The organism is Caballeronia sp. DA-9, from assembly GCF_051615025.1.
Classification (GTDB): domain Bacteria; phylum Pseudomonadota; class Gammaproteobacteria; order Burkholderiales; family Burkholderiaceae; genus Caballeronia; species Caballeronia sordidicola.
Map to the genome: position 1 here is coordinate 81138 of NZ_CP195134.1, position 12352 is coordinate 93489.

Here is a 12352-nt window from a genome sequence, read left to right on the forward strand (position 1 = left end):
AATTTCGTTAGCGTTGACGCGATTGAACGCTTACCGCGACGCTAGATTGTCGTGATGGTCCTGCACCGGCATCTGCTCGCCGGCATGCTTTGTTAGTGCATGTAGCTCTTTATTCCGCGCAATGCGGGCGGGGCTGGGCGGGTAATCATGCTTTGAAACCGGAACAATACCGTCGTGTTGCGCTTGCATCAGTTCCTGCTGCACTTGCTGACGAGTCTTTCCCGTCGATGGCGTCTGCGCAAGCGCAACTGCTGAAGCACATGTGAGGACCACAAATGCCGAAACTTTAGAAGCTTTCATAGTCAAATCTCTCTCGGTTAAGAACCGCCGATGTGGCGGCTTGGAGAGAAGTTTGCACGCTCGATGGTGCGCGACCATGATGGCAGGATGATAATTTTGTTAGATTCGCAGGCTTCAACCAGCTAGTGCTCCTACATGGAAATGTCGAGATCCATTAAGGGCTAACTGGTATTGAATATCGAGATACAACCGTCGACAGTAAAAAATTTTTTCATGTGTTGTTGTGTCTACCTTTGTTGGATGTCGATAGCCCGTCATCGGTCGATGAGGGAGCAATTCCACCTCGTAAGCTCAACCTGGACGATAGAAATATCATCTAGCGGTCATGCTCATGTATGAATCACGTCCTCAAAATGAAATCAAAAAAAGAGGGCATCTGCGACGCTTCCAGCTTATCTTTCGAAACCAAACAGCGACATTCGATCGTTGAAATCATATAACTTTCTATCTGGCGGAGACAATTGTGTGCCTCATTAAAGCAATTAAGACTTGTAGAGCCATTTTCGGAAAATTCTTTCGTTCACCGCGACTAATCAGCGCGGTGAGCGTCTTTCCTATTGTGACCGCTATTGCATTTCTCTCGGGTTGCGCATTAGTTGATGGGGCGGCCAAACAAGATGGGATGAAGGGTGCCGCAGCAACGACACCTACGTTCCCGGCCGAGTCCGATGCGCGATGCAAGAACTCGCGGGTTCGCCCGCCGTCATGCTGGCGTTGACAATTTCTGCGGGGGCGCTGGACAAGCTCAGATAACCTTCAGCGCTGACGAAGGGGGAGAACGGTGGGCCGGTTCCCAGTCTCTGCTCCACGCATCGAGTGAGGCGCCCCCGTCCCTAACCTATTGACGTGACGCCTCATCGCATACGGTGTCATACGACGAACTGAGCTTTGCGTCGGCAAAGGAGGCTAATCGACCAACTCGAAGTTCTCTCTCCCAACCGGAAATGACGCGGAATCACCAGCAACCCGGATGATAAAAATATCATCTGGCCGTCATGTCCTCATCGGACCTGTCTCCTCAAAATGGGAGCACTCGAAGATCACTTCGATCCGCGATATTTTCGGAGGTATTTCCGATGAAACATGCCCTCCTTTTGGTTGCTGTGTTCGCCGCAACGCCTTCCCCGACCGCATTTGCGGATGGTGACCATGACTATCCGTCATGGGAGCTCGACAGATCAAGCTATCAAGCGCAGATCAAATCAGAAACGGTCCAACAAGGCGCAGTTGTTGAGAAAGCACCTGCGCGCCGGGCGTCCGACGATGCGGATCAGGACATGAGGAACCCCACCCGTTCCGTACCAGCAACTAGCGCCTTAATTCACCGAGCAGGCCCGTAATCGCTCGAGCCGAAATTGTCCTCGACTGCACCGGCTAGTCTCAGCGGTTAGCCAAGCCAATTTCACAGGATTTCTCTGTACCGTGATTGAAGCACGGGCTGCCGCTGCCGCTGACGCACGTTGACCGTTTTAGACCGATTACACGGCACAGTCAGGGCCCTTCACTCAACTCTGTAGGCTTTGGTGCTCGCCTGGACGTCGTGAACACGCCCTCAACTCGTCTTTATTAGCGGTAGGTATCAATAATGAATGTATTCGCGAGGCATAAAAGTCGAGAAAGTGGCGCTGCGTCAGGGCTGCGTTTACCTCACTTAATCAACGCGCTGAGCGTCTCCGCGATCGTGGCTGCGACCATCATGTTGACGGGCTGCTCGTTTGTAGATGGGGGTAATCAAAAAAATCCTACATCCTTGGCGAGTCCGATTGCCAAACGTGCGCCTCGATTGAAGCCGGACTATCCGTGTCAAAACCTCCACGTGAAGCTTCCATCGTGTCCTTCGCGTTAAACGTGCAGTGGAGAACTTCGCAGCAACGCGTACTTCTGTACTTGCCCATGAACATGACAAAAATCTCATGTTCGTCTCATGTTTGCGACGCAACAAATTCGTATGATTTCCTCCACATACCAACGATCTAATCGAGTAAAAAAGATGCGCGCACGCTTTTTAGGAGCAGCCATATTGGCCACGTTTGCCGGTACGGTCGCGGCACAAACTATATCGGCAGACGCTTCGCCACCGCTGCGCTTTGACGCGTTCGCGCGTGAAACAACTGAGTCTAGTCGAGCGATGGCATTGACGCTGGAAGAAGCACAGCGCATCGCGCTTGAACACAATCCGCTGCTGCGCAGTGCTCGCTCTGAAGCCGACGCAACGATGGGATCATATATTCAGGCCGGTGTTCGACCAAATCCAGAAGTGTCATTCTTGCAAGAAGGGTTTACGGGTAACGAACGTACTTCAACAGGGCTCATCAACCAGCGCATTGAACTCGCGGGTCAACGATCCTACCGCTTGGACGCCGCGTCATATGCGCGGCAAAGTGCTCTCGCGTCACTTGATGAGCGGGCCGCCATTCTGCACGCTGACGTCAGCACCGCATTCTATGGGGTGTTGTTTGCGCAAAAGCAGGTCGAACTCGCGCGTGATTCGGCCGATATCGCAACTCGCTCAGCACAATTGGTTCAGCGGCGCGCAACGGCGGGCAAAGTGTCCCCCGTGGAGGCGACGCGTGCGCAGGTCGCCGCAACCGAAGCTCAGATCGCGCTTGCGAGCGCGAATGCCTATGTCTCCGCCGCGCAGGTGAAGCTGGCGTCGACCCTAGGCACGCTCGACTTGCGAGAGAGGGTCGTAACCGGCGATGCCGAAGCACTTCAGGTGCCTCTCGGAATGTCTGTGCTTCAACAAAGAATCGAAGAAACACCCACCGCCCGAAGAGCAGTGGCCGAAATAGGACGATCGACCGCGATCGTGTCCCTTGAGCGCGCGAGGCGCACGCCGGATATCACCGTGAGTGCTGGTATGAAACGCATCGTCACAGGTGGTATGCCGAGCAATCAAGCAGTGGTCGGAATTTCGATACCGTTGCCGATTTTCGATACCAACAAGGGCGCGTTGCTCGAGGCCACGCATCGCGCGGAGAAAGCCATATCCGATCGCGACGGTGAACTTGCCCAAATGCGCGTGGATCTCGCTCAAGCCTATGCCAGCTATGACGCTGCGAGTATCGAGGCGCAGCGTTTAAAAGGCGATGTGCTGCCTGCTGCCCGCCAGGCCCTTGACGCCATGTCGCGCGGGTTCGACCTGGGTAAGTTCAGTTTTATAGATGTGCTTGACGCACAACGCACGCTGTTTCAGACACGCTCGCAGTACATCAGAGCTCTGATCGCAGCCCGTCAGTCCTATGCGGACCTCGAGCGCGTCGTCGGAAACGTCGATCTGGCTTCGCAAGCATCCTCATTTACCCATCCCTAAGGCACGTCATGGCAAGCAAAAAGAATCTGGTTGTGGCGGCTGGCGGTTCCGCTGTCTTTGTTGCAGTCTTGTTGTTATCGGCAAACTACTTTGGCATCGACATCAACGGAGCAACAACGGCGAATGCCGCACTTTCGGCCGACGCATCCGTGGGACCCCGAGGAGGGACCGTATTCACGAGCGGGACACAATCCATTGAGGTCGTCTTCGCTGAGCAAGGGGAAAGCGTCCAACTCGAGGTACATCCTCTTTCCAAGGGCAAACCAATCGGTGTTGCTGGTGTATCCATATCCGGCGTCGTAAAACGCTATGACGGAAATCAACAATCGGTTGACCTGATCACGTCCGGCCAGAAATTCGTCTTGCCCGAGCCGATTGCAAAGCCGCATGTGTTCGACGTTTCGTTAAAGGTCCGTTCCGCCGGCGCGGACGCAATCTACGAGGTATCGCGAGCCGATGGTGCAATCCGCTTGGCGCCAGAGCAGTTGAAAGCTTCAGGCATTGCTACCAAACAATCCGGACCAGTCTCGGTCGCCAGTTCCTTTGTCCTTCCGGGGGAAATCCGATTCAACGAAGATACGACCGCGCACATCGTGCCTCGGGTGGCCGGCATTGTTGAAAAGGTGTCCGTGTCGCTCGGGCAGCGTGTTGAGAAGGGCCAGGTGCTCGCTGTGATCGCCAGCACCGACCTGGCAGATCGCCGGAGCGAGTTGCTGACAGCGCAGCGCCGGCTCTCGGCCGCCCAAGCAACGTATTCGAGAGAGCGGACCCTGTGGCAGGAAAAAATATCGGCTGAGCAGGACTACCTCCAGGCTCAAACCCAGCTGCGCGAGGCGGAAATTGCAACATCGAACGCTAGTCAAAAACTCCAAGCGCTCAACGCCTCCGCTGCAACGGGTGTGCTGAACCGCTACGAGTTGCGCGCGCCGTTCTCCGGCACGATTGTCGAAAAACACGTCACAGCGGGCGAGGCAGTTGCCGCCGATGCGAACGTACTTGTTCTGTCTGATCTTGCTTCGGTGTGGGCCGAGATGGCCGTTCCGGCGCAGCGACTCAACGATGTTCAAGTGGGTCGTGAGGCTTCCGTGAGTGCTGCGGCATTCGACTCCAGAGCCACAGGAAAGATCACTTACGTTGGATCACTGCTGGGTGAGCAAACCCGGACAGCACCCGCACACGTGGTGCTGACTAATCCGAACGGCTCATGGCGCCCGGGCATGTTTGTCAACGTCGCCGTCAACGCGGGCTCGAAGGACGCGCCTGTTGCGGTAGCGACCGAAGCACTGCACGACATCGACGGGAAGCCGGCGGTCTTTGTTCAAACAGCGAAGGGATTCGTCGCGCAGCCCGTGGAACTGGGTCGGCGCGACGAAAGCTTCGTCGAAGTTACGAAAGGGCTCAAGGCTGGACAGCAGTACGCGGCTGCAAACAGCTTCGTCTTGAAAGCCGAGCTGGAAAAGGGCAGCGCCGAAGGGCATTGAGCTTTAATCCGCTTTGCAGTCATTGATCACAACAACACCTTGATGTTTGACGCCCCCGGGAAGGATACGTTTTATGTTTGAGCGCTTGATTCGTTTCGCTATCGTGCACCGCTGGCTCGTCATGATAGCCGTCGCCGGGGCCGCAGCGCTGGGCGTCTACAGCTACCAGAAGCTGCCGATCGACGCGGTTCCAGACATCACCAATGTACAGGTGCAGATCAATACGTCGGCACCTGGCTATTCACCGCTGGAAGCCGAGCAGAGGATTACATATCCGGTCGAAACCGCGATGGCCGGTCTCCCGAATCTCGAGCAAACGCGCTCTATTTCCCGCTATGGCTTGTCGCAGGTCACCGTCATCTTTAAAGAAGGCACGGATATCTATTTTGCGCGACAACTGGTGAATGAGCGGCTGCAAGAGGCGAAAGATAAGCTGCCTCCCGGCGCGACTCCCGCGATGGGTCCGACGTCCACCGGGCTGGGAGAAATTTATCTCTGGACGGTCGAGGCAAATGCGGATGCGCGTAAGCCGGATGGAACCTCATACACGCCGACAGACCTTCGCGAATTGCAAGACTGGGTAATCAAGCCGCAGCTGCGCAACGTCCCGGGTGTTACCGAAGTCAATTCAATCGGCGGTTTCGTCAAAGAATTCAGGGTTGCGCCAAACCCCGCCAAGCTCATGTCCTACGGCCTATCCCTTGGCAACGTTGTTCGCGCGCTTGAGCGCAACAATGCGAACGTGGGCGCGGGGTATATCGAAAAACGAGGTGAACAATATCTCGTGCGCGCGCCCGGGCAGACTAAATCGCTTGATGACATTGCCAATGTCGTTCTGGCAAACGTGGGTGGTGTGCCTGTGCGTATCAAGGACGTGGCGCAGGTCGAAATCGGGCGCGAGCTCCGAACGGGCGCCGCGACTGCGAACGGCCAGGAAGTCGTCCTTGGTACCGTGTTCATGTTGATGGGCGAGAACAGCCGTAAGGTCGCGCGAGCGGTTGCCAAAAAGATGGATGATGTAAATCGCTCGCTGCCCAAAGGCGTGCGCGCAATTGCAGTCTACGATCGCACGGTCTTGGTCGAGAAGGCTGTCGCCACCGTCAAAAAGAACCTGCTTGAAGGCGCATTGCTTGTAATCGCGGTACTGTTCTTCTTCCTTGGGAATATTCGTGCAGCCATTATCACTGCGGCTGTCATTCCGCTTTCGATGCTGATCACGTTCACGGGAATGATGAATGGAAAAATCAGCGCGAACTTGATGAGCCTGGGTGCGCTCGACTTCGGCATTATTGTCGATGGTGCCGTAGTCATCGTTGAGAACTGTGTGCGCCGTTTGGCTCACGCGCAAACCGTAGCGGGCCGCTCGTTGTCTCGGGAAGAGCGCTTCGCCGAGGTTTTCGCAGCCTCTCAGGAAGCTCGTCGGCCACTGATTTTTGGTCAATTGATCATCATGGTCGTCTACTTGCCGATCCTCGCTTTAACCGGCGTAGAGGGGAAAATGTTTCATCCCATGGCGATTACGGTTGTGATCGCTTTGGCCGGCGCCATGGTCTTGTCGGTTACGTTTATTCCTGCCGCGGTTGCGTTGTTCATCGGGCGCCGCGTAGCGGAGAAAGAAAGCCGCGTGATGGGATGGGCCAAACGCGCTTACGAGCCGTCGCTGAACGCGTTTCTTGCGCGACCCAAGCGGGTGTTGGGCGGCGCAGTCGTCATCGTGGGTCTAACCATGCTGCTCGCAACGCGGCTGGGTAGCGAATTCATTCCTAGTTTGAACGAAGGCGACATGGCATTGGCGGCGGTGCGCATTCCAAGTACGAGCCTGTCGCAGTCGGTGACGATGCAAAAGGCGGTCGAGAAAGCGCTGAAAGAACGGTTTCCTGAAATCGACCGCGTGTTCGCACGAACTGGTACGGCAGAGATTGCCGCTGACCCGATGCCGCCAAATATCTCCGACGGATACATCATGCTCAAGCCCACTGATCAATGGCCAGACCCAAAGAAATCGCGCGATGCACTTCTTGCGGAGATGCAGGCGGTGGTCGAAACGCTGCCGGGCAACAACTTCGAGTTTTCGCAGCCAATACAGTTGCGCTTCAATGAGCTAATCTCAGGCGTGCGAAGCGATGTCGCGGTGAAGATATTTGGGGATGATATGGCGGTGCTCAACGCGACGGCGGCGAAAACTGCGGCGATCCTTCAAAAGGTGCCTGGCGCGTCGGAGGTGAAAGTCGAACAGACCACAGGCCTTCCTGTGCTAACGGTCAATCTGGATCGGGAAAGGCTGGCGCGCTACGGGGTCAATATCGCAGATGTCCAGGACACGGTCGCCGCCGCAGTGGGTGGTCAGACGGCAGGCACGCTGTTTCAAGGCGATCGCCGTTTTGACATTGTGGTTCGCCTGCCCGATGAGCTGCGTACCGATATCGAAGCGATCAAGCGCTTGCCGATTGCGCTGCCAACTGCGGCTGTTGGAGCGGGCGCAAGCTCGGTTCCGGCCCAGGCGCCCTATGTGCCGCTCGCGGAAGTGGCGAACATTGATGTGTCGCCCGGCCCGAATCAAATCAGCCGCGAAGACGGTAAGCGCCGGATTGTGATCAGCGCGAACGTGCGTGGGCGCGATGTGGGATCGTTTGTGGCCGAGGCACAGGATAAGCTCCAACAAGGCGTCCAGATTCCGTCCGGTTATTGGGTGTCTTGGGGTGGGCAGTTCGAACAGCTGCAAACTGCAACCGCACGGCTACAATTGGTCGTCCCCGTTGCGCTGCTGCTTGTTTTCTTGCTGCTGTTTATGATGTTTAATAACGTGAAGGACGGCCTGCTGGTGTTTACCGGGATTCCGTTCGCACTCAGCGGTGGCGTCCTGTCGTTGTGGTCGCGCGGCATCCCGTTATCCATCTCTGCGGCGGTCGGATTTATCGCGCTCTCAGGCGTCGCGGTTCTCAACGGTTTAGTGATGATTTCGTTTATTCGCAACTTGCGCGAGGATGGGCGGGTGCTTGATATGGCGGTGACCGAGGGTGCGTTCACCCGGCTTCGACCGGTGCTGATGACGGCATTGGTGGCTTCACTTGGCTTCTTGCCGATGGCCTTTGCAACAGGAACGGGGTCCGAAGTGCAACGACCTCTCGCAACGGTCGTCATCGGAGGCATTATCTCGTCCACTGCGTTGACCTTGCTCGTGCTTCCCGTGCTATACCGGGTCTGCCACTCCACATCTTTCCGTGCCTCAGCGCTCAACGTGCTTCGTCCGCTCCTGCCAATGCGGCTGCGTCGCCGGTTCGATCAGTCCGCGGGGGAAAACGCATGAGAATTTTGATCGTCGAGGATGAAGCAAAAACCGGTACCTACCTCCGCAAAGGCTTGAATGAAGCAGGGTTCGTGACTGACTGGGTAACCGATGGCGCGAGCGGCTTGCACCAAGCTCAGACTGAGGACTATGACCTCATTATCTTAGATGTGATGCTGCCCGGGCGCGACGGATGGGCCGTCATTAACGAGTTGCGTAAAACGCACTTGACACCCGTTTTATTTTTGACTGCACGCGATGACGTGGGCGATCGGGTCAAGGGACTGGAGCTGGGTGCGGACGATTATCTCGCTAAGCCATTTGATTTTGTTGAGTTGGTTGCTCGAGTGCGATCAATTTTGCGGCGAGGACAAAGCCGGGATTCGACCTCCTTGCGTGTGGCGGACCTGGAGCTCGACGTTACGCGACGAAAAGCCACGCGTCATGGCCATTCGATCTTATTGACTGCCAAGGAATTCGCGCTGCTTTGGTTACTGATGCGACGCACGGGCGAGATCCTTCCACGGTCCACCATCGCGTCGCAGGTCTGGGATATGAATTTTAACAGCGACACGAATGTTGTGGATGCGGTCATTCGCCGATTGAGAGCAAAAGTTGACGACGATTTCGACCCGAAGCTTATCCATACGGTTCGCGGCATGGGTTACGTGCTCGAAGAGCGGGCGCAAGCCTCCGAATGAAAATAACTTTGCTTCCCCGCACCCTACGCGCGCGTCTGACGATATTGTTCGCGGTGTCCACGTCTGTGTTGCTGGCGATCAGTGGCCTTTTGCTGTACGAAGCGCTGAAGACCAATGTCGCGTCCATGTCTGAGAAAGAAATGATGACGACGCTGACGGCCGCACAATCGCACTTAAGCGATGTGCGCACTGTCGAGGAAGTGGCGTCCGACAGTGCTCCGCTTTACGACCCCCTCCATGGTCATCAAAACATGGATCTTGCGCTCTATGACGCGCAAGGTCGGCGGCTGGCGGGAACAAGCGGTTTTCGAGCAAGCAACGCCGTCCTCGCAGCAAAAGCAAGCACTACGCCTACAAAGATTTTGATGCGGGGAACGACGCTAAGGTATCTCGTTGCCATTGTTCCATTGGATGGGCCACAAGGCCCGATCGTACGCGTGGCGGTTCAGTACGACGCACGAAGCGAGCGCGCACTTTTGCGGGCCTACGCTCTTAGTGTGCTGTTCGTCGTCGTAATCGGTACCATGGCAACGGCAGCGGTGGCTTATTTGATTGCCTCCTTTGGCCTTCGTCCGCTTGCGCAGCTAACAACCCGGGCCGAAGCGGTCTCAAGCAGCCGACTTGCGCAACCGTTGCCTGAGGCGGAGATGGCGGGCGAACTCAAGGATCTTAGCCACGCGTTTAATCGCATGCTGGCAAGACTTGACGATTCGTTCACTCGCCTCAGCCGATTTTCGTCCGATCTCGCGCATGACATGAGGACCCCCCTCACAAACTTGCTCGCTGAAGCACAGGTGGCGTTGTCGCAACCGCGTAGCGGCGATGAATATCGCGTAGTGATCGAATCAAGTGTTGACGAGTGCCAGCGACTTTCGCGCATGATTGACGATATGCTCTTCTTGGCACGCAGCGACAACGCGCAACAAAAGCCGGTTTTTGTGGCTATTAACGGTCGAAGCGAAGCTGATCGCGTGGCTGGCTTCTACGAGATCATGGCGGAGGATGCGGGTGTCAGTATCGATGTCGCAGGTGAGGCAAATTTCAACGGTGATCCGCTGCTTATTCAACGGGCCATCAGTAATTTGGTTTCCAACGCCATCGCTCATGCACCTCAAGGCTCAAGCGTGCAGATACGGTGTCAGGCTTACGGCACATCGAGTGAGGTGAGCGTTACCGATTTCGGTCGAGGAATCAGTGCGGAACACATTGGTCGCATTTTTGATCGCTTTTACCGTGTTGATCCCTCGCGGCACGGTTCCGCATCGGGAACGGGACTTGGGCTGGCCATCGTACGATCGATCATGCAAGAGCATGGAGGCGATTGCACTGTAACCAGTATCCCGAATGTCCGGACGACATTCAAGCTCTGCTTCCCGACTGCCAACGGCGGTCGCGATGGTCTTACGAATTATCTGCCTTCGATGTGATTTGCTAGGTCGGTTTGCAGTCGTTACCTCCTGCCGCAACGACTTTCCCACATTTGTTGCAAGCGCTCGGAATGCGCTATTGAACGATCGACAGCTTGATTAAGCGAGATCTTTAACATCGACGCCGCGGCGCACGCTGTCGTACATTCGGGTCATTTGACGGGTGCTACAGTCCTTGGGATATATCAGGTATGCCGGAATTTCTGTTTTGGTCTGTTAACCGCTTTTACGGCTGCGTTGGATAATCGAGGTGACTCGCGAAACTGTCGATAGCTGAATCAGAACCGGCAGCAATTTATTGTTTTGCCCCTCGCGTACTCTTCGGCTGCTCCGTGCTCCGTTTCGCTGCAGGCGTAGCGCTTCGAAACAGTTTTGCGCCTGACAGGATGGCTATGGCAACGACGACGCTGAGGGTTGCCGTGGCTTCTCGGCCCAGTCCGACCGCCATACCAACCCCAGCGCTGAGCCAGATACTGGCCGCAGTCGTGAGGCCCCGCACGCGATCATCCGCCGGTTTCAAAATGGCGCCCGCACCTAGAAACCCGACGCCCGATACAAGCCCTTGGATCACCCGGCTCATGTTGTCTTGTGAGAATCCGGCTTGTAGTGGAACGAGAATAAAAAGCGCGCATCCGACAGCGACCAGCATGTGGGTGCGCAAACCAGCGGCACTACCAGCCGATTCCCGTTCGAAGCCAATGGCGCCTCCAAGTATCAGCGCCATGCCGAGTCTCATCACAACCTGGGTAATATAAAACGCGTCGCCAAGATCGTGAAACTCTTGCTGGATGGTCAACCCTACCTCTTCAAGCCAAAGGTTCACACATTTCCTTAAAGTCTAGTTTGCCGCGGGGCGCGGCGAGGTAGCTGTGGTCCGACCACATCGCGACACCTTGTACGCTCCCTATCGCGATCTACTTTTGGCGATTGCCGTTTGGTTCGTCAATCGCACCTTCATTTCGGGAATGCCGTTACGTTCGGATTGATCTGGAGGGGCGAGCACATTTTCAGCGTGTCAATCTCGGGTGACGCGCGGCCTTGTCTAGGATCCCGTTGCGTAATGTGCTTAAGCCGCGCCGTAGATGGTTGGTCGTTACTGGATCTTGACCACCGCTTCAATGACGAAAAACACGATAAATCCAAAAAAGAACGACGCCGTTGCGAGTGCCGTTTCCGGCACCTCGTGCGCTTCCACTAAAAGTTCCTCGGTGACCAGATAGAGGAGCGCCACCGTCCCGAACCCCAGCAACACGGCATAGGGTTTGGGAGACATTCCCGCGAAGACCTCGTGTCCGCCTATCGCCGAGGCGCTCAGCAACAGTGCTAACCCCGCAGGCACTGTCAACGCCCAGCGCTTAGCGACTTTTGCTGCGCTCATGGCAACGCTCACTGACAGGGCTAGAAAAAGCACTTCCAACGTGAGTGCAATAGTGAGGATGATGCCGGTTTGCTCGCCGGCCGCAAATGCAATTCCCAAAACGCCGCCGTCAACAACCAGGTCAACACCCGTCACAAGCAACAAGCCAGTGGGAAAAGCTGAGTTACCGAACCGCACTTCAATCCACTCCGAGACTTTTCGGAGTAGAAGCATTAATGCGAGTCCCAACGCGAAGCCCATGATTACGGGCGCGGTTGCGTGCAGACGATCTTGTGGTAACAACTCGAGCACGGCGGCGGCAAATACAATGCCGGCCGTAAAGTGCTGAATCACACTAGTTGTTCGCGGACCAGGTGGGCTAGCCGATGCGAGCGCCGACCCGACAATGGCGGCCAGTACTGGAGGCAACGTATATAGCGCAAGTTTCAGGGATGGCGGCACTCGGTTTTCTCGTTGATCAGCCAAA

At 56.0% G+C, this 12352-nt stretch carries 9 protein-coding genes; 6 read left to right on the top strand and 3 right to left on the bottom strand.

What is annotated here, in order from left to right:
* Nucleotides 1-30: 30 nt before the first annotated feature.
* The gene (locus ACRWA7_RS33725; protein ID WP_438397131.1) at nt 31-300 is read right to left on the bottom strand and encodes a DUF4148 domain-containing protein; all 270 of its coding nucleotides are present in this window, start codon (nt 298-300) and stop codon (nt 31-33) included.
* Nucleotides 301-1376: 1076 nt separating this feature from the next.
* Here ACRWA7_RS33725 and ACRWA7_RS33730 point away from each other — a divergent pair.
* The 6 genes from ACRWA7_RS33730 to ACRWA7_RS33755 all read left to right on the top strand — a co-directional run bounded on the left by ACRWA7_RS33730 (nt 1377) and on the right by ACRWA7_RS33755 (nt 10508).
* Nucleotides 1377-1640, top strand: coding sequence for a hypothetical protein (locus ACRWA7_RS33730; protein WP_438397132.1), 264 nt, complete (start codon nt 1377-1379; stop codon nt 1638-1640).
* A 650-nt stretch (nt 1641-2290) separates the two neighbouring features.
* Nucleotides 2291-3613 (top strand): TolC family protein, encoded by a 1323-nt coding sequence (locus ACRWA7_RS33735; protein WP_438397134.1) that lies wholly within the window; start codon nt 2291-2293, stop codon nt 3611-3613.
* A gap of 8 nt (nt 3614-3621) precedes the next feature.
* Nucleotides 3622-5094, top strand: a complete 1473-nt coding sequence (locus tag ACRWA7_RS33740; RefSeq protein WP_438397135.1) for an efflux RND transporter periplasmic adaptor subunit — start codon at nt 3622-3624, stop codon at nt 5092-5094.
* A 73-nt stretch (nt 5095-5167) separates the two neighbouring features.
* A complete protein-coding gene (locus ACRWA7_RS33745; protein WP_438397136.1) occupies nt 5168-8401 on the top strand; it encodes an efflux RND transporter permease subunit in 3234 nt (1077 codons plus the stop codon).
* The gene (gene irlR, locus ACRWA7_RS33750; RefSeq protein ID WP_438397138.1) at nt 8398-9081 is read left to right on the top strand and encodes a heavy metal response regulator transcription factor IrlR; all 684 of its coding nucleotides are present in this window, start codon (nt 8398-8400) and stop codon (nt 9079-9081) included. The genes ACRWA7_RS33745 and irlR overlap by 4 nt, the downstream gene beginning before the upstream one ends.
* A complete protein-coding gene (locus ACRWA7_RS33755; protein ID WP_438397140.1) occupies nt 9078-10508 on the top strand; it encodes a heavy metal sensor histidine kinase in 1431 nt (476 codons plus the stop codon). The genes irlR and ACRWA7_RS33755 overlap by 4 nt, the downstream gene beginning before the upstream one ends.
* A 295-nt stretch (nt 10509-10803) precedes the next feature.
* On the opposite strand, the gene ACRWA7_RS33760 is transcribed toward ACRWA7_RS33755, so the two are convergent.
* Nucleotides 10804-11331, bottom strand: coding sequence for an MgtC/SapB family protein (locus ACRWA7_RS33760; RefSeq protein WP_438397142.1), 528 nt, complete (start codon nt 11329-11331; stop codon nt 10804-10806).
* 270 nt (nt 11332-11601) lie between these two features.
* Entirely contained in the window at nt 11602-12327 is a 726-nt protein-coding gene (locus ACRWA7_RS33765) for a ZIP family metal transporter (protein ID WP_438397161.1), read from the bottom strand.
* Between the last annotated feature and the right edge of the window lie 25 nt (nt 12328-12352).

What these genes read in the sequence shown, in the direction of transcription:
- ACRWA7_RS33735 (WP_438397134.1), top strand. Translation starts at nt 2,291, where the DNA reads ATGCGCGCACGCTTTTTAGGAGCAGCCATATTGGCCACGTTTGCCGGT.
- irlR (WP_438397138.1), top strand. Translation starts at nt 8,398, where the DNA reads ATGAGAATTTTGATCGTCGAGGATGAAGCAAAAACCGGTACCTACCTC.
- ACRWA7_RS33730 (WP_438397132.1), top strand. Translation starts at nt 1,377, where the DNA reads ATGAAACATGCCCTCCTTTTGGTTGCTGTGTTCGCCGCAACGCCTTCC.
- ACRWA7_RS33740 (WP_438397135.1), top strand. Translation starts at nt 3,622, where the DNA reads ATGGCAAGCAAAAAGAATCTGGTTGTGGCGGCTGGCGGTTCCGCTGTC.
- ACRWA7_RS33755 (WP_438397140.1), top strand. Translation starts at nt 9,078, where the DNA reads ATGAAAATAACTTTGCTTCCCCGCACCCTACGCGCGCGTCTGACGATA.
- ACRWA7_RS33745 (WP_438397136.1), top strand. Translation starts at nt 5,168, where the DNA reads ATGTTTGAGCGCTTGATTCGTTTCGCTATCGTGCACCGCTGGCTCGTC.
- ACRWA7_RS33725 (WP_438397131.1), bottom strand. Translation starts at nt 300, where the DNA reads ATGAAAGCTTCTAAAGTTTCGGCATTTGTGGTCCTCACATGTGCTTCA.